The sequence below is a fragment of the Paenibacillus mobilis genome (genome assembly GCF_058267595.1).
Window position 1 is genome coordinate 76,167 of sequence record NZ_JBZCMS010000012.1, and the last position, 21,554, is coordinate 97,720.

At 51.7% G+C, this 21,554-nt stretch carries 20 protein-coding genes; 17 read left to right on the plus strand and 3 right to left on the minus strand.

The genetic code is table 11. From position 1 onward, the window contains the following. Nucleotides 1–58: 58 nt before the first annotated feature. The 15 genes from AC3ZPD_RS19290 (at nucleotide 59) to AC3ZPD_RS19360 (ending at nucleotide 15,262) form a co-directional block, all read left to right on the plus strand. Complete coding sequence (locus tag AC3ZPD_RS19290; RefSeq protein ID WP_490985947.1) at nucleotides 59–703, plus strand: 3D domain-containing protein; 645 nt, start codon at nucleotides 59–61, stop codon at nucleotides 701–703. Nucleotides 704–794: 91 nt separating this feature from the next. Continuing rightward, entirely contained in the window at nucleotides 795–1,028 is a 234-nt protein-coding gene (locus AC3ZPD_RS19295) for a hypothetical protein (protein WP_490985904.1), read from the plus strand. Between the two features lie 264 nt (nucleotides 1,029–1,292). Next, on the plus strand, nucleotides 1,293–2,213 hold the full coding sequence (gene liaF, locus AC3ZPD_RS19300) for a cell wall-active antibiotics response protein LiaF (protein WP_490985905.1): 921 nt from the start codon (nucleotides 1,293–1,295) through the stop codon (nucleotides 2,211–2,213). 4 nt (nucleotides 2,214–2,217) lie between these two features. Continuing rightward, complete coding sequence (locus tag AC3ZPD_RS19305) at nucleotides 2,218–3,255, plus strand: sensor histidine kinase (protein ID WP_490985948.1); 1,038 nt, start codon at nucleotides 2,218–2,220, stop codon at nucleotides 3,253–3,255. Further along, nucleotides 3,252–3,908 carry a response regulator gene (locus AC3ZPD_RS19310; protein WP_490985906.1) on the plus strand — a complete coding sequence of 219 codons (657 nt, stop codon included), beginning with the start codon at nucleotides 3,252–3,254 and terminating at the stop codon, nucleotides 3,906–3,908. The genes AC3ZPD_RS19305 and AC3ZPD_RS19310 overlap by 4 nt, the downstream gene beginning before the upstream one ends. A 281-nt stretch (nucleotides 3,909–4,189) precedes the next feature. Continuing rightward, complete coding sequence (locus AC3ZPD_RS19315; protein ID WP_490985949.1) at nucleotides 4,190–5,881, plus strand: S1C family serine protease; 1,692 nt, start codon at nucleotides 4,190–4,192, stop codon at nucleotides 5,879–5,881. 106 nt (nucleotides 5,882–5,987) lie between these two features. Continuing rightward, the gene (locus tag AC3ZPD_RS19320; RefSeq protein ID WP_490985907.1) at nucleotides 5,988–6,677 is read left to right on the plus strand and encodes a response regulator transcription factor; all 690 of its coding nucleotides are present in this window, start codon (nucleotides 5,988–5,990) and stop codon (nucleotides 6,675–6,677) included. Between the two features lies 1 nt (nucleotide 6,678). Further along, nucleotides 6,679–8,154, plus strand: a complete 1,476-nt coding sequence (locus AC3ZPD_RS19325) for a sensor histidine kinase (protein ID WP_490985908.1) — start codon at nucleotides 6,679–6,681, stop codon at nucleotides 8,152–8,154. An 80-nt stretch (nucleotides 8,155–8,234) separates the two neighbouring features. Then, on the plus strand, nucleotides 8,235–9,197 hold the full coding sequence (locus AC3ZPD_RS19330) for a 4-hydroxy-3-methylbut-2-enyl diphosphate reductase (protein WP_490985909.1): 963 nt from the start codon (nucleotides 8,235–8,237) through the stop codon (nucleotides 9,195–9,197). Nucleotides 9,198–9,398: 201 nt separating this feature from the next. Continuing rightward, on the plus strand, nucleotides 9,399–9,845 hold the full coding sequence (locus AC3ZPD_RS19335; RefSeq protein WP_490985910.1) for an Hpt domain-containing protein: 447 nt from the start codon (nucleotides 9,399–9,401) through the stop codon (nucleotides 9,843–9,845). A gap of 230 nt (nucleotides 9,846–10,075) precedes the next feature. Beyond that, nucleotides 10,076–11,134, plus strand: coding sequence for a 3-deoxy-7-phosphoheptulonate synthase (gene aroF / locus AC3ZPD_RS19340; protein ID WP_490985911.1), 1,059 nt, complete (start codon nucleotides 10,076–10,078; stop codon nucleotides 11,132–11,134). Between the two features lie 293 nt (nucleotides 11,135–11,427). Continuing rightward, on the plus strand, nucleotides 11,428–12,852 hold the full coding sequence (glnA, locus tag AC3ZPD_RS19345) for a type I glutamate--ammonia ligase (RefSeq protein WP_490985912.1): 1,425 nt from the start codon (nucleotides 11,428–11,430) through the stop codon (nucleotides 12,850–12,852). Between the two features lie 221 nt (nucleotides 12,853–13,073). Beyond that, entirely contained in the window at nucleotides 13,074–14,162 is a 1,089-nt protein-coding gene (gene serC, locus AC3ZPD_RS19350; RefSeq protein WP_490985913.1) for a 3-phosphoserine/phosphohydroxythreonine transaminase, read from the plus strand. Nucleotides 14,163–14,339: 177 nt separating this feature from the next. Beyond that, nucleotides 14,340–14,804: a tRNA (uridine(34)/cytosine(34)/5-carboxymethylaminomethyluridine(34)-2'-O)-methyltransferase TrmL gene (gene trmL / locus AC3ZPD_RS19355; protein WP_490985914.1), complete on the plus strand. Its 465-nt coding sequence runs from the start codon at nucleotides 14,340–14,342 to the stop codon at nucleotides 14,802–14,804. Nucleotides 14,805–15,007: 203 nt separating this feature from the next. Next, nucleotides 15,008–15,262, plus strand: coding sequence for an AbrB/MazE/SpoVT family DNA-binding domain-containing protein (locus AC3ZPD_RS19360; RefSeq protein ID WP_068694229.1), 255 nt, complete (start codon nucleotides 15,008–15,010; stop codon nucleotides 15,260–15,262). A gap of 162 nt (nucleotides 15,263–15,424) precedes the next feature. Here the strand turns inward: AC3ZPD_RS19360 and AC3ZPD_RS19365 are convergent, their stop codons facing one another. Both AC3ZPD_RS19365 and AC3ZPD_RS19370 read right to left on the minus strand, forming a co-directional pair. Continuing rightward, on the minus strand, nucleotides 15,425–16,501 hold the full coding sequence (locus tag AC3ZPD_RS19365; RefSeq protein WP_490985915.1) for a phosphodiester glycosidase family protein: 1,077 nt from the start codon (nucleotides 16,499–16,501) through the stop codon (nucleotides 15,425–15,427). After that, nucleotides 16,498–16,908 carry a hypothetical protein gene (locus AC3ZPD_RS19370; protein WP_490985916.1) on the minus strand — a complete coding sequence of 137 codons (411 nt, stop codon included), beginning with the start codon at nucleotides 16,906–16,908 and terminating at the stop codon, nucleotides 16,498–16,500. Before AC3ZPD_RS19370 ends, AC3ZPD_RS19365 begins: the two co-directional genes overlap by 4 nt. A 199-nt stretch (nucleotides 16,909–17,107) precedes the next feature. Between AC3ZPD_RS19370 and AC3ZPD_RS19375 the strand changes: the two genes are divergently transcribed. Beyond that, a complete protein-coding gene (locus AC3ZPD_RS19375) occupies nucleotides 17,108–18,412 on the plus strand; it encodes an aminotransferase-like domain-containing protein (RefSeq protein ID WP_490985917.1) in 1,305 nt (434 codons plus the stop codon). Nucleotides 18,413–18,465: 53 nt separating this feature from the next. On the opposite strand, the gene AC3ZPD_RS19380 is transcribed toward AC3ZPD_RS19375, so the two are convergent. Then, nucleotides 18,466–19,206 carry a DUF2161 family putative PD-(D/E)XK-type phosphodiesterase gene (locus AC3ZPD_RS19380; protein WP_490985918.1) on the minus strand — a complete coding sequence of 247 codons (741 nt, stop codon included), beginning with the start codon at nucleotides 19,204–19,206 and terminating at the stop codon, nucleotides 18,466–18,468. Nucleotides 19,207–19,545: 339 nt separating this feature from the next. Between AC3ZPD_RS19380 and AC3ZPD_RS19385 the strand changes: the two genes are divergently transcribed. After that, complete coding sequence (locus AC3ZPD_RS19385) at nucleotides 19,546–21,441, plus strand: PrkA family serine protein kinase (protein WP_490985919.1); 1,896 nt, start codon at nucleotides 19,546–19,548, stop codon at nucleotides 21,439–21,441. The last annotated feature ends 113 nt before the right edge of the window (nucleotides 21,442–21,554 follow it).

Here is a 21,554-nt window from a genome sequence, read left to right on the forward strand (position 1 = left end):
CCGGTACAGCGACGTGGCGGTTAACATTTTTGACTTGGATTTAAGCAGCTTTGCCGTTATGGGGTTCGGTCTGGATCAGGATGATCCTTATTATACGTACAGCGACTATGAAACCAGGGATTTTGATAGAAACGCTTCGTCTTTTGACTCATCCACCGGATTGAACCCTGAGCATGAAGCCGTACGGGAAGCTGGAATCGTTATTGGAAAAGCGATGGCCGATGCGGGAAAAGTGGTCCAATCCGTAGCCGGGCTGCAGAAACGCCGTGTTCAGCCGAAACAGGCTGAAGTGGTTACGGTGCTCGCAACGGGTTATACAGCCGGATATGAATCTACGGGCAAGCGCCCGAACCATCCGCAATACGGAATTACGTATTCGGGAGTCAAGGTCAGACGGGATAAAGCTTCGCTTTCCACGATTGCCGCCGATTTGAGCGTCTTTCCGCTCGGAACGATCCTTTATATTCCCGGATACGGCTACGGGGTTGTAGCGGATAAAGGCGGTGCGATCAAGGGCAACCATGTGGATCTTTATTTTTCCACGACCAAGCAGGTGTTTAAGGAATGGGGCAAAAAGAAGGTCAACGTCCGCGTCATTAAATGGGGCAGCGGAAAATTGACCGAGCAGATGCTTCAAAAATTCGGCGAATCCATTGAAGTGAATGAGGATTTGATGGACCCTAATTGGGAAAATTCCATCTAAAGTTTACCTGTATAGCAGCATTTAAAGCTCCGCATAATACATTTCGGCTAGTCTTTCAGGCAGCCAAAATTATATCGGAGGTGCTTTACCAATGGCTAAAAACCCAGGCTACAAAACACCGAACGAGAAATACGACGCAGAATTCGCAGAATTGGGCAGCAGCCCTGTTCAACAAAAAGTAAAATCTGCCGGTGGCGCGGGTATGGCTAAAAGCACAGGCTTCAAAACACCGAATGAAAAATTCGACGAAGAATTCGCGGATTTGAGCAGTCAGCCGGTGAAAAAGAAAGTGCAAAAAGCAAAAGGTCAAAAACAAACCAAATAAGGCTGAAAAGCCGGACAATAGAAGATGCCCCGTGGCGGCATCTTCTTTGTTTTTTCTATCATCTTATTAAGAAAAATTACATAATGGCCCTCCTTCCGTTCCCGAAGCCATGCCGGATATTGACAGCCAAATCGGTCTTGAGACCGATAGCGGTTCAATCTGCCGCCGCTATGCAGCCTGCTGCAAGTCCGGTAAACTAAAACCATAATCAAACAAGTAAAGGGAAGACGAGGGATAAACATGTTTAGAGGATGGACTGGCAGAATGTTTGGTGGGCTGTTGCTGCTGGCCGCGGGCGTGCTGATTCTCCTCAATATGCTCGGATATATAAGCTTGAGCATAGGAGAGCTGTTTGCGACTTTTTGGCCGGTATTCGTCATCATGGCCGGACTGTCACAGCTTACGAACAGCGGCCGAAACGGCGGGGCCGTTTTTGGAGGGCTGGTGGTAACGGCCGTTGGGGTCTTTTTCCTCGCCAGAAATCTGGATTTCATCCATTTATCGGTGAGTGAATTTTTTAAGTACGCAGTGCCCGTAGTGTTGATAGCAGCAGGATTGTCGGTGATGTTCAGACCGTCGAGGCGTCGTTCGGGCTCTGATGCCGACCCTTACCAAGCGCCTCCCGTACCGCCGACTCCTGCTCCGCTGGATCCATCGCTGGAGCCGAATTTCGGCTCTACGTTTGACGAGGCGTTTGAGCAGGCTTTTCCGGAAGAAAGCAAGAAACGCAGGGAACAGGAAGAGCAGCAACAGCAGCAGCGTAAGAAACACGAACACGGCAGGCACCAGGGAGCTGACCCGAACGATAAGATTAACCGGTCCGGCTTTATCGGGGACGTCCGTCTGGGAGATCAGTATTTTGAACTTAAACCGGCAAACATCTCCCATTTTATCGGCGACACCGTGATCGATCTCACCAAAGCCCAGATTCCTTACGGGGAGACTAAAATCAACGTTTCGGCTTTTATCGGGGACGTCAAAATATTTGTTCCGGCGGACGCCGACCTCGGCATCTCGGTAACGTCAAGCTCGCTGATCGGCGATATGAAGGTGCTTCAGGAGAAAACCGGCGGTTTTATGAGCAGCATTACTTCGAAAACCCCGAACTATCAGGAAACCGGCAAACAGATCAAGCTGAATGTCAGCGTATTGGTCGGAGATATCCGGATTAACAGGGTGGGCTGAAATGATGATGAAGGTGCTTAAAAACACGAAGTGGGAGCTGCTTTTCTACTTCCTGCTTACGGGCGTATTAACAGCCGGAGTTCTGTACGCGGGGAATTCCACGGATTACATCGTCGTTTCGGATTCCCGCTTATGGATTTATTACATGGCCGGCATTCTCATATTCACCTTGGTTATCGGTTATATAGCGGGCCAGCGCATTCAGCGCCGGCTCGACTTTCTGCATTTAAGCATGCTGCAGGTGGCAAAAGGCAATTTGTCGGTACGGATTCCCGATACGACGGACATGACCTTTGCGGGCATCTACAGCGAATTTAACCGGATGACGGAAGCGATGGAAAAGAAAATGCACCTCCTGCAGCTTCTTGGCGAGCAGGAAGTTACCGATAAGGAACAGGCCGCTGAAAAAGCGGTGCTGGAAGAGCGGCGCCGGCTTGCCCGTGATCTGCATGACACGGTGAGCCAGCAGCTTTTTGCTGTCCATATGGCGGCCTCTTCCCTGCCAAAAATTTTGGATTCGAGACCCGAGCAGGGGCGTCAGGTTATGGAACAGCTGATTCAGATGTCCAATACGGCGCAAAAGCAGATGCGTGCGTTAATTGCACAGCTGCGCCCGATGGAGCTGGTTGGCAAGTCGCTGTCGGAAGCGTTGGACCAATGGTTTCCGGACTATTGCCGGCAGAATGGGCTGAAGGGCGTGATTGACCAGGATCTGCAGGGCGAGCTCTCCGAGGCGATCGAACATCAGCTGTTCCTGATCATCCAGGAGGCTATGGCCAACATCGTCAAACATTCGGGAGCCAAGCTGGTCAGCCTGGCCCTGCAGGAATCCGCCCGCCAAGTCGTGCTCAGCGTAAGCGACGACGGGCAGGGGTTCAGCTCCTCGGTTCAGAAGCAGGGATCCTATGGTTTGTCTACCATGCGGGAACGCGCCGAAAAGCTTGGAGGAACGGCTGAGGTGATCAGCAAACCGGGAGCGGGCACGACGATTCGCATTCATATACCGAAGTTTGAGGATGCCAGGAAAGGGGAAGAATCATGAGTAACGGATCTATTAAAGTTATGATAGTAGACGATCACGACATGGTGCGGATGGGCTTAAAAACGTATTTGTCGCTTGAACCCCAGTTTGAGGTCATAACCGAAGCCTGCGACGGCCGGCAGGCCATGGACAAGATCAACGAGATGGAGCCGGAGGCAAGGCCGGACATCGTGTTAATGGATTTAATGATGCCGAACATGAACGGCGCGGAAGCGACGCGGCATATTCTGGGACGGCACCCGGGGATCAAAATCATTATTTTGACAAGCTTTTTGGAAGATGATCTGGTCGTCGAAGCGATCGAAGCCGGGGCGGTCAGTTATGTGCTGAAGACAGTATCCGCCGAAGAATTGATTTATGCCCTTCAGGGGGCTTACCGCGGCATGCCGGTGATGACCGGCGACGTGGCCCAGGCGCTCACCCGCGGCATCCGGCAAAAAACGGTACAGGGCGACACTGCCGGGCTCACAGAACGGGAAAAAGAGGTGCTGCTGCTCATCGCCGAAGGCAAAAGCAACAAAGAGATCGGGGAAGAGCTGCACATCAGCATTAAGACGGTCAAAACGCATGTCAGCAACCTGCTGATGAAATGCGAGCTGGAGGACCGCACGCAGCTTGCGATTTATGCGCACCGTCAAGGATGGGTTTCCTGAACCTAAAAGGGCGGAGCCGGCAAAAGAGGCCGAAGGTTTGTCCGTGGTTGTCTATGCTTTCTCGAAACTTGGGGGAATTTGATAAGATTTAGGGATTTATCTTCTTTTTAATTGTTTTTAAGGTATGTTTAAGGTTCATAGTACAAAATAAAAACATCAAGAACATAACCCCTAATCAACCAGGGATGAGGAGGATATAAACAATGGACGAACAAAACAACAAATCCAGTCAAGGTTTCGGCTTCGGAACTGATTCCAATAATAATAACAATAACGAAGAAATGAACAATCGCAGAAACAGCTACAACGACTACAGCTCGGAAAATACTTACAGCGGTCCTAGCAACAGCAGCGGCGCAGGCAAACCTTCGGATCAAGGGACTTCCGATGCCAACTCCAACTCTTCTTACTATTATTCTTATGGTCCATATCAGTCTCAGGACCGGAACCGTGAAGAGCAAAATACAAGCGGCGGTTATGGAAGTTATGATTCCAGAAACGAAGATAAAGTGGAAATTACCCCTCCGCAGCCGGTGCGTCCGCTCCCTAACAGCTATCCTTCGCGTTCGACGTTTGAAGGAGCCGCTAACGGAGGAAATTCGGACTCCGGCAATCCCGGTGGACGGAATAATCCGAACTGGCAGTATTCGCAAAAGAAACCTAAATCTCCGGTTAAATCGGTTGTGGCCGGCGTTCTGGCAGGGATGGTCCTGATGGGCGGAGCCATGGCTTATGCGGATTATGAAAATTTGTTTACCGGCGGGAAACAGGCCATTACCCAAACGGCGTCGGCAACGACTACATCCGATCCTCTGGCCGATTCCTCTGCTACAAATGTTAAACTTCCGGTCAGCAGCGGCGGTGACGTTACTTCGGTCGTGAAGCAGGCAGGTCCGGCAGTCGTACAGATCGAAACTTTAGTGAAATCAAATAAAAGCAGCGGCGGCAGCTCCTTTAATAACGATCCGTTCTTTAATTACTTCTTCGGAGATCCGTTTGGCGGAGGCAGCGGGGGAAGCGGCAATGGCGGATCCGGAAACGGCAGCAGCGGCAGCAATGGCAGCAGCGGAACCGACGACGGTTTAGTGGCTTCCGGTCTGGGCTCCGGATTTTTCTTCGACAAGTCCGGTTATATTCTGACGAATGAACACGTGGTACATGGTGCCGATGTCGTGCAGGTAACGGTTCAAGGCACTTCCAAACCTTATGAAGCCAAGGTGCTCGGCACAAGCTATGATCTTGACCTGGCTGTACTGAAAATCGACGGCGACGGCAACTTCCCTTCCATCTCGCTGGCGGACTCCAACAAGGAAGAAGTCGGTGAAAGCGTAGTAGCGATCGGGAACCCTCAGGGCTTTGACCATACGGTTACTGCCGGGGTGCTCAGCGCGACAGGACGTGAAATTTCCATCGCCGGCGAAAACGGCGAAAAAGACCGTAAATACGAAAACCTGCTGCAAACCGACGCATCCATTAACCCTGGTAACTCCGGCGGGCCGTTGCTTAACCTGAACGGGGAAGTCATCGGGATCAACGTGGCCGTCAGCTCGGATTCCCAAGGCATCGGTTTTGCGATCCCTACGAGTACGATCTCTGAAGTGCTGGATAAACTGAAAAACAATGAAGAGATTCCGGCAACTCCTGAACCGTTTATCGGCGCAAGCCTGCAAACCGTAACGCCGCAAGTTGCGCAGCAAATGGGGACTAACGTCACCGAAGGTTCGCTGGTTATGGAGGTTCTGTATAAATCTCCTGCCTATCAGGCGGATCTGCGCCCTTACGATATCATTACCGGTGCAGACGGCAAAAACTATGCAACAGCCGACGATTTGATCGCTTATATCCAGAAGAAAAAAGTAGGCGACAAAATCACGCTGAACATTGTCCGGGACGGGAAAAAGATCGACCTGCCGGTAACGATCGGCAACAAAAACGATTTCCAAACGTCTACAAGCAGCACAACTAATCCTTAATCTTGACGAACGGCTGCAACGTAGACTTTAATGAGGAAGCGGCGGGGTTATTTTCCCTACCGCTTCTATTCATATTCGGAATATTTAGTCATTGGGGGATGTTCGGGTGAGAAACGGAATTCTGGTTATCGACGACGACGAGAAAATTACCTCCATGCTGCGGCGTGGACTGGCTTTTGAAGGTTATGACGTTTATACGGCCAACAACGGGCTTGAAGGGTTAAAAATGATGCTTTCCGCCGATCCCGATCTGATCGTGCTGGACGTCATGATGCCGCAGCTTGACGGCTTCGAGGTATGCCGCAGATTGCGGGAAGGCGGAAGCACGGTGCCGATTCTGATGCTGACCGCAAAAGACGAAGTGGAGAACCGCGTGAAAGGACTTGATAACGGGGCGGACGACTATCTGGTTAAACCGTTTGCGCTTGAGGAGCTGTTAGCCCGGGTTCGCGCACTGCTTAGACGCAGGGAGCCGTCCGGCGAAGGAAGCGGCCAGCGCCTTATTTTTGAAGACATCATTATGGATCTGGATGCCCGTGAGGTAGTCCGGGCAGGAAACCGGCTGGAGCTGACGGCCAAAGAATTTGATTTGCTGCATCTGTTCATGCAAAATCCAAAACGGCTGCTTACGCGCGATTTGATCATGGACAAGATTTGGGGCTACGACTACAGTGGCGAATCCAACGTGCTTGAGGTTTATATCGCGATGCTGCGCCAGAAAACGGAGGAGCATGGAGGCAAGCGGATCATTCAAACCATTCGCGGTGCCGGTTACATTCTGAGAGGAGACGCATAACATGTCCATCAGGCTAAGGCTGACGGCCTGGTACACAGGCATCCTGGCTGTGACGCTCCTTGTGTTTTGCGCTTCGATATACGGGATCGTAAGATACAATATTTTTTCCGAGGTCAAAAACAAAATCATCGATCAAGCGAATCCTACCCTGGCTTCGCTTAATGTGACCACGATTCAGGGGTTCGATTTGACTCCGGATATCACTCAGCGGATCCGGCTGGAGGACGCCCAGATTTTTTGGCAGACGCACAGCTACGTTTCCGGTTTGACCCAGGTGTCGACAGGGCTGAAGAACCGGGCCATGGTATTCCCCGTTCCGGATTTGGAGATGCTGGGGGACCATCCGAAAGCTCATTTTGAGAACGTAACCATGGGCGGGAATTTTTACAGCGTGCTGCAGGTTCCTATTACGGCGACGATTAACGGAAAAGCGGGCGTCATCGGGCTTGTCCAGCTGGCAGCCAATACGGCTGCCGAGAACCGGATCATGGACCAGCTTTGGCATGTGCTTTTAATCGGGTCTATTATTACTATCCTTGTGGCTTCCACCTTCGGTTTATTCCTGGCACGTACGTCTATGCGTCCGATTGGCAAGGTGATTGATGCCGCCAACCAGATTCAAACCGGCAACGACCTCAGCGTCCGCATCGATTATGACGGTCCGCAGGATGAAATTGGCCGGCTGATCGGAACCGTGAACGGGATGCTCGAGCGTACGGAAACCTTTTACAATGAGCTGGACCAAGCTTACGCTGCGCAGCGCCGTTTTGTTTCGGATGCTTCGCACGAGCTGCGGACGCCTCTGACCACGATTCGCGGCAATGTCGACCTGCTGAAGAAGGTGTGGACGCAGGAGGAAAGCTCCAGCAAGAAGCTCAGCCAGGCCGACCTGCATCAGCTATCCGTCGAAGCCGTAACCGATATTGCCGACGAAGCCAGCCGCATGAGCCGCCTGGTTAACGATATGCTGTCCCTTGCCCGGGCGGATGCGGGCCAAACGATCGAGAAAACAACGATCGAAATGGAGCCGCTGGTAACGGACGTAATCCGCCGTGCCCAGTTTTTGCCGCGCAAAGCCGAATGGCTTCAAGGGGATCTCGGCGCGCTGGAAGGGGCGGTCGTGGAGGGGGACCGGGATTATTTGCAGCAGATGCTGTTTATTTTTATTGAGAACGCCTTCAAATACACCCCTTCGGGGAAAGTGGTCATCGACACGGTTAAAAATGACGGGCAGCTTGGCATCCGCATTACGGATACCGGAATCGGCATGGAACGTTCGGAGGTGGAGCATATATTTGACCGGTTCTATCGGGCGGATCAGTCGCGCGGCGTTACGCCGGGAACGGGACTTGGTTTGTCCATCGGCAAATGGATCATCGACGAGCACCGCGGCTCCGTCGAGGTTTTCACGCGTAAAGGGGAAGGAACTACCTTCCTGATCTGGCTGCCGGCCGCCTTTAATGCCGCCGAAGAATGAGGTATAATGGACGTTGAGCCCTGCTGCGTCTTTCACCATCATTCTGAAGGCAGGGGGAAGGAAAGGCGGGTTTATAAGCCATGGAAATTGTAAAAATATCACCGCGAGGCTACTGCTACGGGGTTGTCGACGCTATGGTGCTTGCGCGCCAGGCGGCGAAAAACCTCGATCTGCCGCGCCCCATTTATATATTGGGCATGATCGTGCATAACAGTCATGTCACCAAATCTTTTGAAGATGAAGGCATTATCACGCTCGACGGAGCCAATCGTCTGGATATTCTGGATCAGGTCGACCAAGGCACCGTTATCTTTACCGCACACGGCGTATCGCCCGAAGTTCGGCGCAAGGCGAGGGAAAAAGGGTTGACCACCGTTGATGCCACATGTCCCGACGTGACCAAAACCCATGTCCTGATCGAAGAGAAGACGGCGGAAGGCTTTGAAGTTATTTATATCGGCAAGAAAGGCCATCCCGAGCCTGAAGGTGCTGTAGGCGTGGCTCCCGGCCATGTCCATCTGATTGAGAAAGAAGAGGAAATTGAGCAGCTCTATCTTAAAGCTGACAAAATCCTGATTACCAATCAGACGACAATGAGCCAGTGGGATATCAGACATATTATGAAAAAGCTGCTGGAGAAGTTTCCGGGAGCCGAAGTGCATAATGAGATTTGCCTGGCGACCCAGGTGCGTCAGGAGGCGGTTGCCGAACAGGCCGGCCAAGCGGAGCTGGTCATTGTGGTGGGGGATCCCCGCAGCAACAACTCCAACCGGCTTGCCCAGGTTTCGGAGGAAATCGCGGGCGTCAAAGCTTACCGGATTGCGGATCTTTCGGAATTGAAGCGGGAATGGCTGACCGGCAAGAAACGGGTGGCCGTCACCTCCGGGGCGTCGACGCCAACGCCCATTACCAAAGAAGTAATTTCCTATCTGGAGAAATACGACGACGATATGCCGGAAACGTGGCCGCTCGTCAGAACCGTTAACATGCAAAAGCTGCTGCCTCCGGTGAAAGCCAAAGCTGCATCCGTGCCGGAGAACTGAATTTCCGCCGGACATACAAAATATGCATCAGACCCGCTGCCCGCGGGTTTTTTATTTTTATACAAACGCTTATAATGGGAATTAGAACTTGTACTGGAAAAAGGGAAACGAAAAACGGTCGGACGGCACGCTTCTCCAGCATTACTGTTCAACAAATTCCACCGGCTTCTCTACAAGGGCCGGTTAAAGGGGGAGAATGGGATGGCAGGCTTAAGTGATTTAAGCGGCAAGGAACAGGAGCGTCGGAGGCAGTTTTTTTCTACTATTAATATAGAAAGCGGTTTCAAAGAGGGGGAGGACGCTCGGGGGCTGCTTAACCTGGAAACCGTTCGAGAGCTCGTTGAGCTGGACGACGGGAGCCATCATATGATCCCGGCTTTGCTGGAGCTGTTTCGGAAGGAAACCCCAAAGAGACTGGACGAGCTACGGCATCTGCTTGACGCAGGAGAATACCGTTTGGCTTCAGAGGTTGCCCACAGCCTGAAATCGGGCAGTTTGAGCATGGGGATGGTTTACCTGGCCAAAATGTGCGGAGAAATCGAGCACCGCTGCCTAACGAGCGCTGAAGGCGAAAAGAAGGAAACTCTCGATCATTTGGAAACGGTCTATGAGGATTCCTGCGCGGCTTTGGAGGATCTGCTGTCCTGAAAAAGATACCCCGGCGTCCAACTGGACGCCTTTTTTGTTGGGGGCATTTTTTCGGCATCCTAGAAGGCAATACTGGGGGAATAAATTTTCTTGACTCCACACCTATTCTCAGGTATATTTACTTTAGTGGTTAAAAGCTTAAAAGCAAACAAGCGTTTAAGTGCGAAAGAATACCGGCTGGGTACCCCCTGGTTTGAAGAATAAATAAATAGTTGAGAGGAAGTGCAGTGATGATTGTTATTACTTCTGCGCACACACCGGAAGAACGCGTAAAGGAAATTGTTGAATTCATAGAGAAGGAAGGCATTCAAGCCCATGTTTCCCAAGGAAACGACCACACGGTCATCGGTTTGATCGGCCGGATCGAACCGAAGCTTGCGGAACATCTTAGACAAATGAAAGACGTGGAGAACGTGGTGAAGATTACGAAATCCTACAAGCTGGCAAGCCGGGATTTCCATCCGGAGGATACCGTGATCCAGGTCGGCGATGTCAAAATCGGCGGCGAAGAGCTGGTCATCATGGGCGGTCCATGTGCGGTGGAGTCCCCTGAACAGATTGACGAAATCGCCAGACTGGTTAAAGCCGCGGGCGCCCAAGTGCTGCGCGGAGGAGCTTTTAAACCGCGTACGGGGCCTTACAGCTTCCAGGGCACCGGCGTGGAAGGTCTGATTATGATGGCGGAGGCCGGCAAGAAACACGGGCTGCTGACGATTACGGAAGTCATGACACCCGAATACGTCGACATTTGCGCCGAATACGCGGACATTTTGCAGGTGGGCACCCGCAACATGCAAAACTTCGACCTGCTGCGGAAGCTGGGGGAATGCGGCAAACCGGTCCTGCTGAAAAGAGGATTCAGCGCGACCTATGACGAGCTGCTGAATGCGGCTGAATACATTTTAGCAGGCGGAAACCCTAATGTCATGTTATGTGAACGCGGGATCCGCACCTTTGAAACATACACCCGGAATACGCTGGATTTGGCGGCTATTCCTTCCTTGAAACATCTCAGCCACCTGCCGGTCATTTCCGATCCAAGCCACGGCACCGGCCGCAGAGAGCTGGTTGAGCCGATGTCCAAGGCCTCCGTTGCTGCCGGGGCAGACGGTCTGATCGTGGAAATGCATACGGATCCGGACAATTCGATGACGGGCGACGGCGTGCAGTCTCTGTTCCCTGAACAATTTGCGTCTCTGCTGCAGGATTTGGGCAAGCTGGCTCCGCTCGTGGGACGCCGTTTTAATCCGGGTTCCGAGGCAGCAAAGTTAAGCGCATCTGTCTTGTAACAATATCTTCCAAGTTATAAAGGTTTTTCTTGAAAAAGAACGAATTTCAGCTTCTTCAGCTAAAAATAAGGATATGAACGAGCCCTTCGGCCTGCCCGAAGGGCTATTAAAATTTTGTGCTTTACAGCAATGGGGTAAATGTGATAATACCTGACACAATCGTCGAAAATACCTTACATAGCTATTGACGGCAAACGGGTTTGAGATTTATAATGACCACAACAAAAATAAATAAAAATGAACGTTAATCGTTGGTTCGCGCTTTAATGTTCGTGATTGGGAGGAAAAAAAGGATGTCAGCACAGGATGTTTTGAAATTAATCGAAGATCAACAGATTGAATGGGTGGATTTCCGTTTTACTGATTTGGCAGGCCGTTCACATCACATCTCTCTGCCGGCAACTGCAGTGGATGAAGACACTTTCGTAAACGGCGTTGCTTTTGACGGCTCTTCCATTCCCGGTTTCCGCGGAATTGAAGAATCCGATATGGTTATGATGCCTGATAGCGGTTCTGTATTCGTGGATCCATTCACGGCTCACCCAACCTTAAACGTATTGTGCGATATTTATACGCCTGAAGGCGAACGTTATGAGCGCGACCCGCGCAGCATCGCAGCCCGTGCCGAGCAGTACCTGCAGGACAGCGGGATCGGTACACATGCTAACTTTGCTCCTGAATCCGAATTTTTCATCTTTGACGATGTCCGTTTCGAAAGCGGCATGAATAAGTCCTATTACTCCGTTGATTCCGAAGAAGCAAGCTGGAACAGCGGCCGTAACGAAGAAGGCGCAAACCAATCCTTCAAGGTGCCGGTTAAAGGCGGTTATGTTCCTGTAGCTCCTACAGACAAAGGCCAAGACCTGCGCAGCGAAATGTGCCGATTGCTTGAAGAAGCCGGCCTTGCCGTAGAACGGCATCACCACGAAGTAGCGACTGCAGGCCAAGCGGAAATCAACTTCCGTTTCGACACTTTGATCAAAACAGCCGATAACCTGATGAAATATAAATATATCGTACAAAATACGGCTTATAAAGCCGGCAAAGTAGCTACATTCATGCCTAAACCGCTGTTTGGCGACAACGGAAGCGGCATGCACGTTCACCAATCGATCTTTAACGGCGACCAGCCTTTGTTCTATGAAAAAGGCGCTTACGCTAACTTGAGCGAAACCGCTCTGCACTACATCGGCGGCATCCTGTACCATGCACCGGCTTTGATCGCTTTCACAAACCCGAGCACAAACTCTTTCAAACGTCTGGTTCCTGGTTACGAAGCTCCGGTAAACCTGGTGTTCTCCAAAGGTAACCGTTCCGCTGCCGTGCGTATCCCGGTTGCTGCCGTAACACCTAAAGGCTGCCGGATTGAGTTCCGTACGCCGGACTCCACAGCCAACCCGTACCTGGCATTCTCCGCTATGCTGATGGCTGGTCTGGACGGCATCAAAAACAAAATCGACCCTAGAGCACAAGGCTACGGTCCTTTTGATACAAACATTTACGAATTGTCCGATGCCGAGAAAGAAAACATCCGCAGCGTTCCGGGTTCCCTGGACGAAGCGCTTAACGCTTTGGCTGCCGACTATGAGTTCTTGACTGAAGGCGGCGTATTCACTAAAGAATTTATCGATAACTTTGTAGATTTCAAACGCAATGAAGCAAGAGCGGTTTCCACTCGTGTTCATCCGCATGAGTTCAGCCTGTACTTTGACCTGTAAGGTCAAAGTCCTGCGATTGCTTCAAAGAAACCTTCCGGATTACCGGAAGGTTTCTTTATTTAAATCCCTCTTTATAAAAAGCTTTTTTGAACAAATATTTACTTTAATGCGGCAACTCTTTAAAATAATAAAAAAAATTGAGAGTTGACTCTTGATGGAATATTCCAGAGTTGCTATGATAACGTAAATGCATTGACAGAAAACGAGAGGATGGGAGCCTTTTGAACAAGAGAGCCTACAATTTTAATGCCGGTCCGGCTGCACTGCCGCTCGAAGTGCTGGAGCGTGCGCAAGCCGAGTTTGTGGATTTTAAGGGGACAGGCATGTCCATTATGGAAATGTCGCACCGCGGAGCGGTTTATGAATCGGTGCATCAAGAAGCGCAAAGCCGTTTGCTGAAGCTGTTCGGCAGCCCTTCCGGTTATAAAGTGCTGTTCCTGCAAGGGGGCGCATCTACGCAGTTTGCCATGATCCCGCTTAATTTCCTGACCGAAGGGAAAGCGGCCGGTTATGTCCGAACAGGCAGCTGGGCCGATAAGGCGCTTAAAGAAGCGAAACTGGTAGGCGAGGCTTTTGTAGCGGCTTCTTCCGAAGCAGCAGGTTTTCGGGAAGTGCCGGATCTCAGCGGTCTTAAGCTGCCGGAGAACACGGCTTATTTGCATGTAACCTCCAATGAAACGATTGAAGGAACCTCCTTCTTCGAATATCCGGATACCGGCAGCATTCCTTTGATTGCGGATATGTCCAGCGATATCTTGTCCCGTCCTTTCGATTTGGAGCAGTTTGGCATGGTTTATGCCGGAGCGCAGAAAAACCTGGGGCCATCCGGAGTTACGGTTGTCATTGCCCGCGAAGAGCTGCTTGAACAATCGCCAAAACATCTTTCGACGATTTTGCGTTATGATACTCATTTTAAAAATGACTCTTTGTACAATACGCCGCCATCCTTCTCAATTTACATGGTCAATGAAGTGCTGAAATGGATCGAAGAGCAGGGCGGGCTTAGCGGCATCGAGCAGCTGAACCGGAAAAAAGCGGGCCTGCTGTATGATGCCATCGACCAAAGCGAAGGTTTCTATAAAGGGTTTGCCCAGCCAGGCAGCCGTTCCCTCATGAATGTTACCTTCCGTCTGGCTGCGGAGGAACTGGAGAAACAGTTTATCAAGGAATCCGAGGCGGCCGGTTTTGTGGGCCTGAAGGGCCACCGCAGCGTGGGCGGACTTCGGGCTTCCATTTATAACGCCGTGCCTTACGGGACGATCGAGGCTTTGACTCAGTTTATGTCGGATTTCCGCAGCAAAAACCGTTAATCGATCGGGAATCGGCAATCATGCATAAAAACCTTACCGGCGGGTAAGGTTTTTTGCCTATTTTTAGCTGAGGATTAGAGATTAAAGGGGATATTTTGGTATACTATAAAGGCTGTAAAAAATGGAGACCTCGTTCTTGGAATATGGAAAACTTGCAGCATTAGGAGGATTCACAACATGGCTTTACATATTGTACTTGTTGAACCGGAAATTCCGGCCAATACCGGCAACATTGCCAGAACCTGCGCGGCCACGGGAACCCATTTGCATCTGGTTCGGCCGCTGGGATTCCGGACGGATGATGCAACGCTCAAGCGTGCTGGATTAGACTATTGGTATGCGGTGCATATCGAATATCACGACTCTTTTGAAGAACTGCAGACGGCTTATCCTGAAGGCCGATATTTTTACGCTACGACCAAAGCCACAAAATATTATCATGACTTCGAATTCCGGGACGGGGACTTTCTGGTTTTCGGCAAAGAAACAAAAGGACTTCCTCCAGAGCTGATTGAAGCGAACCGGGAGACCGCGATGAAAATGCCGATGACCGATAAGGTCAGATCCCTGAACCTGTCCAATTCAGCAGCCATTATCGTATACGAGGCGCTGCGCCAGCTGAATTTTCCGGGTATGCAATAAGCTTGAATTTTAAATGATCGAATGGAAAATCAGGAAGCCGGCAGGTTTTATTGCCGGCTTTTTTCATTATCAGCTTTTTTTATAGGCAGTGACAAAAAAAGCTAATAGAAAAAAATATAAAATTCGGCAGGATTCGATCTTATTTTGTCGAATTATATATGATGATGCTATCCGCAAAAATTACTCGTTGAAAGAGGTGCCAAATGAAACCAGCCGGTGTTGTGCGTAAAGTAGACCAATTGGGAAGAATCGTATTGCCGAAGTCGCTTCGCAAACGTTATCAAATGAATGAGGGAGATCCTGTCGAAATTTTGGTGCAGGGTGATCATATTATTCTGGAACGCTACCGCCCCAAATGTGTATTTTGCGGTTCCATGGAAGAGGTTACCGAATTCAAAGAACGTACGATCTGCAAGCAGTGTTTGACCGAAATGAACGGACTCCGCAGATTGGGCTGATACATACAACCCGTGCAGACAGCTTTGAAATAAATAGTCAGCAGCTGATCTGATGCCCGCAGCTATAGGGTTTAAGTCAACAGGCAACAAGCGCCTCCTTGGGGAAGGAGACGCTTGTTTTTTTTGTTTATGGAGAAACAAGGACAACTTCTTTTAAGTCTATTATTCAAAAAATAAAAAGTGCGTAGGGACTGGACGAAGCGCTTTGTCGGAAGGGTTATTAATGACCTTTCCGTCAAAAATCAGGGAGGATGAGCCTCCTCCATCCAGATTGTAGGCGTCTTTGACGCCAAGGTTGATCAGCTTGTTCTGCAGTTCCTCAAGCGTAGCTCCCGAAGTTCCGCTTTCGTTGTAGCCGTCAACGACGATAATTAGCAGCTGGTCGTCTTTATAGCTGCCGATCACGGTCCGGGGGGCGCGGTAAGGGGAAGTTTTCCACTTGTCCGGAATCGGCGTCCGTACGCCATTTTTCAGCAATACCGGGACAAAGGAAGCGCCGAACGAAGGCTGCAGCTGATCCAGCTGCTGCTGGGAATAAAATTTGCCTCCAATCAGCTTGCCCGAGCGGTTCAAGCCAACAAAGGCCAAATCCTTGAAGGTCGGCTCAAAGCCGGTCAAATATTTACCGTTCATAACCGTCGTGCTCAGCGGATAGCGGCGTCCGCCAGCATCGGCAAAACCGCCAGCATTAATGCCGGCAATGGCGCCATAGCGGCTTACCGCATGCAGGGTCGTTTCCGCGCTGCCAAGCGAATCGTTGCCGAGCACCATTTTCATGGCTGAAGGGTCCTTGAGCTTCACTTTCATCGCATATCCTCTATAGGTGCCTGAATTCAGCTTAAAGAGCTCGATGCGGATGCGGTCGGACTGCACGGCCTGGAAAGGAACACCCAGCCGGGAGACGATTCGTTTATTATAGATCGTTTCCGGACGGGCGGCTTGCGCTTTTGTCGTCGTTACGATATCGTTCATCGCTTTTGTGGTTTGCGTGTACAAGTTTGCCGTTTTTTTGATGGTAGATACCGTATAATGGGCGGTTTCCTCGGCTTGCGATAACCCCGCCGCTATTTTCTGCGTCCGTTCGACAATCTCCGTATCCTCTTTTTTGTTTTCGAGAAAAGACTGCCCGGCGTTCCAGTCCAGGGAATGGCTGCTGATCCAAAGCGTCAGCAGCAAACCAAAGAAGGGCGCGGTGGCCAGCAGGAAGAAACGGTTCACGTGTTTAACCCGTATGTTCATTTGAGCAAATCCATCTTTTTCTGCAGATCGCTCAGCTGCTTTTTCACTTCGTTTAACTGCGTGTAAAGCTGGTTGCTGTTATCCGTTTTGCTGCTGGCGTTATCTTTGGTAAAAGTAAGGAGCTCATTAAAGGCTTCCACTTTGGTTTGCAGATCGGTGACTTCTCCGTTCAGGGTTTTCAGCCGGGCCTGGTAATCGGCCTGCATTTGAGACATCTGATTTTGCCATTTGGCGTCAAGCTCTTCAATCATTTGCTTTTTCATATGATTGCTGTACAACACGGTGGCTGCAACTCCGGCTCCTATAAGCAAAATCCATACGGCTAAAAAAACTTTTACGGACGGTCCCCGCTTTCTCTGGTTGCGCGGCGTAGGAGATGTGGAAACTGGCTCCGCAGCGTATGGCATTCTATCACCTCTTAAATCTATTAGTTTTTTTCCAGGTCTATTCTAGCATGATGCCTATGCTTTCGCAAAAATATGACAATCTTTTCATAGCGTTTCAAAGGCCATTTCCGCCTTGCTCTAACGGTTTGTCCGGCGGTACAATCCAAAAATAGGAAACGTCGGGTATGCAGAGCAAGTCCTTTATAAGGGGGAAACCGGAATGGATCAAGCAGGAGCCGGCCAGTGGGAAAGCTGGAAGCAGCAAATGCGGAAGCTGGAAGCCGAAGACGGACTGATCAATTTGGCGCGGGATCGGGCGGATGACCGTCTGGTTCCGTTTGAAGCCTTAGAGGAAGCAGCTCGGGCGGAGAAAGGGAACGGAAAAGCCGGGAAGGTACGGAAGAAGGAATCGGGGGAAAAAGAAGGTTTGCGCAAATGGATCCCCCAGCAGCTGATGAAGGCGGCGCAAACGGAAACGGGGAAAGGACATTTGGCTGAAGCTCCGGCGGGGGAACAACCAGAGGGGGATGGAAGCGGGATAAAGCAGGCGAAAGGGGCGGACGAGGAAGGCTGGAGCGCTGCGGAGCCGGCGGTTGTGCTGACCGCCGGCGGTACGGAGGCGGTGGAGCTGGTGCTGCGGAGCCTGATTCATCAGGGCGGAGCGGTGCTCGTGGAGGGGCCGACGGACCCGGAACTGCTGGAAGCGCTGCGGCGAAGCGGAGCCGCAGCGGTGCAGGTGGACAGCGGCGCGGCCGGGGACCCGGCCAAGGTGCTGGAGGCAGCGGGCGCAGGCGCTGAGCCGAAGCTGCTGGTGGTGGCGCCCGGCTCGGGGCTGGGCGTAGCCGGGGCCGATCCAGGCGGCAGCGCTGCGCTGCTGGAAGCAGCGGCGGGTCGCGGATGGACCGTTCTGGTGTGGAACGGTCCGGGGTTGCCCTGGCGCGAGGCGGAGGCGCCAGGGGTTGCGGCAGCGCTGCACCGCCAGCGCGGGGCGGCCGGCGGCGTTTTGGAGGTCGGCTGCATGGAGCCGCATCTCCCGCCGCTGGGGTGGGTCCGCGCCGCGAACGCAAGCGGCGCGGACCTGCTGGCGCAGGCTGCCGCCGCCGCGCCAGCGCCAGGTCCAAACGAGCAGGTGCTGCTGCGCCTGCTCGAGGGCGCGGCCGGATTCTCGCCGGCCGCCTTTGAAACCCGGCTGCGGCGGGAATACGCCGTGCGCCGCGGGCTGATGCTGTCGAAGCTGGCCGGTCCGTCCTGGCACGGGACGGACCTCATCGCCGCCGGCTCCCGCCATATCTGGCTGCGCCTGCCGGAAGGCCTTAGCTGCACGGCTTTGCTCCGTGCCGCCCTGCTCGAAGGCGCCGCGTTCCTGCCCGGCCCGCTGGCCTTCGCCGAGCCGACAGCCGGCAGCGACCGGCTGATCCGGCTCAGCTATACCGGTTACGGCATCGCCCAGCTCGCCGACGGATTGGACCGCGTTGCGGCCGCCCTTGGCGCCTTCACGGCCCGGCTGGATCAGGACGCTCCCTGAGCAGCCTGATCAGCTGCTTCAATCCCTCTGCGGATTTCTCAATTCCTTAGGATCTAAACTTCCTCCAGCCCCGGAGCCGCTTCCGCCCGCTCCAGGTTTCGCAGCATCGTCTCATATTCGGCGAGGGCCGCCGTTCCGGTCTCGGTCAAAACATAACTTCCCCGGGTTACCCTTTGAAACCAGCCGTAATAATTGTGCTGCATGATCGCCGCCGCTGCGGAAACGCCGGAATGTTCTTTGGCTTTTCTGGGCGAAATCTGGCCGCCCGCTTGAACGGCAGCAGCTACCTTCAGCGCTTTCTCCCTGTAGGCGGTATACAGCTTTCGGCCGGTGCTGCCCCCGACGTTATAGTCGCCGGAACGCTCATGAAATTCGTTAATGAGCCTGCCGGTGCGGAGTTTGGAAGCCCGGCGGCCGGTTTCATAGCTGGCCGGCGTGCAGAGCACCTCTACGAACGGAGATTTCGTTTTATAAAAGGTTACCGTCATCAGTCCAAGGCCCAATCGCCGGCACAAGGCGCTCAGATCGCTCCACCGCTGGTTGTGGGCTCCTTTTTTGGCACGGTTTCGTTCCACCGCTAAATAAACCTCGCGCGTCATTTTCTGCCGTTCCAGTCCTTGCAGCAGCAGGGCGAGATTAAACGTTTTTTTGATTTCGACAATCAGCGGTTCGGTCTGCCCGGGGTGGATGCCAACCAGATCGCAGTGCCGGACCTCGCTTTTCACCAGATAACCCAATTTCTCGAAATATTGTTTTAAAGGTTTGTATAATTCCGTTTCATGCTGGACAGCCATATACAGCTTCTCCTTTACTTGCTTGTCGGTTCCAGTTTGGGCTTGGCCTTTGCCTTTGTCTTATATTCATGCCTTCTAATTTGCTTGGCTCCCAAGACCTGAAATCATCCTTGTCTATTTTAACATAGGCCGCCTCCGGCGCTCAGGGATTACCTGCCGTGGAAGCTATTTTTTTTCGGATGAAATGAACGTAAGCCCGCTTAAAAAACAGCAATAATCCCGCTGCCGGGCGCATAGTTATGTAATAATCTTTTTCCAAAATGGATTCAGTGCAGTACCTTATTAAAGGGCGGCGGGAAGGATGCGAATACTAAAAGCGGAGCACAGGAGGTACCGATCATGGATATTTTCGAACGAATAGCGGCCTATCGGGCAGAACACGACTCATTAGCATGGAGCGGCACGTTTAAGGAATATATCGAACTTTTGCGCAAAGATCCCAGACCGGCTATGACTGCGCATGCCCGGGTTTATGAAATGATTCGTTCTTACGGGGTTGAGGAAGAGGGGGGCCACAAAACCTATAAGTTTTTTGAGCAGGAGCTTTATGGGCTTAACCGTCCGCTGGAAAAGCTGGTAGAGGAATATTTCCATTCCGCGGCCAGAAGGCTGGACGTCCGCAAGCGGATTCTTTTGCTGATGGGTCCGGTCAGCGGCGGGAAATCAACATTGGTTACGCTGCTCAAACGCGGTTTGGAGCAGTTTTCGAAAACGGACGCAGGGGCGGTTTATGCCATTGAAGGCTGCCCGATGCACGAAGATCCGCTGCATCTGATTCCCCACGAGCTGCGTCCTGAATTCGAGAAGGAGTTCGGGATCCGGATCGAAGGCGAACTTTGCCCGGTATGCCGGTTGAAGCTCGACACGGAATACGGCGGAGACATTGAAAAAGTTCGCGTAGAACGCGTTATTTTGTCCGAATCCGCCCGGGTCGGCATCGGTACATTTAGCCCATCGGATCCCAAATCCCAGGATATTGCCGATTTGACGGGCAGCATCGACTTTTCGACGATTACCGAATACGGCTCGGAATCCGATCCGCGCGCCTACCGGTTTGACGGCGAACTCAACAAAGCGAACCGCGGCCTGATGGAATTCCAGGAAATGTTGAAATGCGACGAGAAGTTCCTTTGGAATTTGCTTTCGCTGACCCAGGAGGGCAATTTCAAAGCGGGCCGGTTTGCGCTGATTAGCGCGGATGAGCTGATCATTGCCCATACGAATGAAGCGGAGTACAAAACGTTTATTGCGAATAAAAAGAACGAGGCACTGCAATCGCGGATGATTGTCATGCCGATTCCTTATAACCTTAAGGTGTCCGAAGAGGAAAAAATCTACGCCAAGCTCATCTCGCAGAGCGATATGAAACATATTCATATTGCTCCGCACGCGCTTAGAGCGGCAGCTACCTTCTCGATCCTGACCCGTCTGAAGGATAGCAAAAAGCAGGGCATCGATCTGTATAAGAAAATGCGCCTGTACGACGGTGAAGAACTGGAAGGCTTCAAGGAAGCCGATTTGAAGGAGCTGCAGAACGAATATTTGGATGAAGGCATGTCCGGCGTCGATCCGCGGTATGTCATCAACCGGATTTCCAGCGCGCTGATTAAACAAAATTTGGATTCGATCAATGCGCTCGATATTTTGCGGGCAATCAAGGACGGCCTCGACCAGCATGCTTCCATTACTAAAGAAGAACGCGAGCGTTATTTGAACTTTATATCGATCGCGCGCAAGGAATACGACGAGCTGGCTAAAAAAGAAATCCAAAAAGCGTTTGTTTATTCCTTTGAGGAGTCAGCCAAAACGCTGTTCGAAAATTACCTGGATAACATCGAGGCTTTCTGCAGCTGGGCCAAAATCCGCGATCCGCTGACCGATGAGGAGCTTGATCCGGATGAACGCCTGATGCGTTCCATCGAGGAGCAGATCGGCATTTCCGAAAATGCCAAAAAAGCTTTTCGCGAAGAAATCATGATCCGCATCTCCACCTATTCCAGAAAAAACAGAAAATTCGAATACCATCACCACGACCGTCTGCGCGAAGCCATCGAGAAAAAGCTGTTCGCCGACCTGAAAGACATCGTCAAGATCACGACTTCGACCAAAACGCCGGATGAGACGCAGCTTAAACGGATTAACGAGGTCATCAAACGTCTGGTCGACGAACACGGTTATTCCACGGTTTCCGCGAACGAACTGCTTCGTTATGTAGGTTCGCTGCTGAACCGTTGATGTGAAGGTATCGGAGAAAGGCCGGGGAAACCCGGTCTTTTTTTCTTGCAAATTTTGAGTATTTGTCCAAAAACAGGACGTATTTCTCCATGGCATCCTAACTTCAAAATCTT

Excerpts from the sequence above, each read along its gene's own strand:
- AC3ZPD_RS19290 (WP_490985947.1), top strand. The coding sequence starts at position 59 with ATGGGGTTCGGTCTGGATCAGGATGATCCTTATTATACGTACAGCGAC.
- AC3ZPD_RS19295 (WP_490985904.1), top strand. The coding sequence starts at position 795 with ATGGCTAAAAACCCAGGCTACAAAACACCGAACGAGAAATACGACGCA.
- liaF (WP_490985905.1), top strand. The coding sequence starts at position 1,293 with ATGTTTGGTGGGCTGTTGCTGCTGGCCGCGGGCGTGCTGATTCTCCTC.
- AC3ZPD_RS19305 (WP_490985948.1), top strand. The coding sequence starts at position 2,218 with ATGATGAAGGTGCTTAAAAACACGAAGTGGGAGCTGCTTTTCTACTTC.
- AC3ZPD_RS19310 (WP_490985906.1), top strand. The coding sequence starts at position 3,252 with ATGAGTAACGGATCTATTAAAGTTATGATAGTAGACGATCACGACATG.
- AC3ZPD_RS19315 (WP_490985949.1), top strand. The coding sequence starts at position 4,190 with ATGAACAATCGCAGAAACAGCTACAACGACTACAGCTCGGAAAATACT.
- AC3ZPD_RS19325 (WP_490985908.1), top strand. The coding sequence starts at position 6,679 with ATGTCCATCAGGCTAAGGCTGACGGCCTGGTACACAGGCATCCTGGCT.
- AC3ZPD_RS19330 (WP_490985909.1), top strand. The coding sequence starts at position 8,235 with ATGGAAATTGTAAAAATATCACCGCGAGGCTACTGCTACGGGGTTGTC.
- AC3ZPD_RS19335 (WP_490985910.1), top strand. The coding sequence starts at position 9,399 with ATGGCAGGCTTAAGTGATTTAAGCGGCAAGGAACAGGAGCGTCGGAGG.
- aroF (WP_490985911.1), top strand. The coding sequence starts at position 10,076 with ATGATTGTTATTACTTCTGCGCACACACCGGAAGAACGCGTAAAGGAA.
- glnA (WP_490985912.1), top strand. The coding sequence starts at position 11,428 with ATGTCAGCACAGGATGTTTTGAAATTAATCGAAGATCAACAGATTGAA.
- trmL (WP_490985914.1), top strand. The coding sequence starts at position 14,340 with ATGGCTTTACATATTGTACTTGTTGAACCGGAAATTCCGGCCAATACC.
- AC3ZPD_RS19360 (WP_068694229.1), top strand. The coding sequence starts at position 15,008 with ATGAAACCAGCCGGTGTTGTGCGTAAAGTAGACCAATTGGGAAGAATC.
- AC3ZPD_RS19365 (WP_490985915.1), bottom strand. The coding sequence starts at position 16,501 with ATGAACATACGGGTTAAACACGTGAACCGTTTCTTCCTGCTGGCCACC.
- AC3ZPD_RS19370 (WP_490985916.1), bottom strand. The coding sequence starts at position 16,908 with ATGCCATACGCTGCGGAGCCAGTTTCCACATCTCCTACGCCGCGCAAC.
- AC3ZPD_RS19375 (WP_490985917.1), top strand. The coding sequence starts at position 17,108 with ATGGATCAAGCAGGAGCCGGCCAGTGGGAAAGCTGGAAGCAGCAAATG.
- AC3ZPD_RS19380 (WP_490985918.1), bottom strand. The coding sequence starts at position 19,206 with ATGGCTGTCCAGCATGAAACGGAATTATACAAACCTTTAAAACAATAT.
- AC3ZPD_RS19385 (WP_490985919.1), top strand. The coding sequence starts at position 19,546 with ATGGATATTTTCGAACGAATAGCGGCCTATCGGGCAGAACACGACTCA.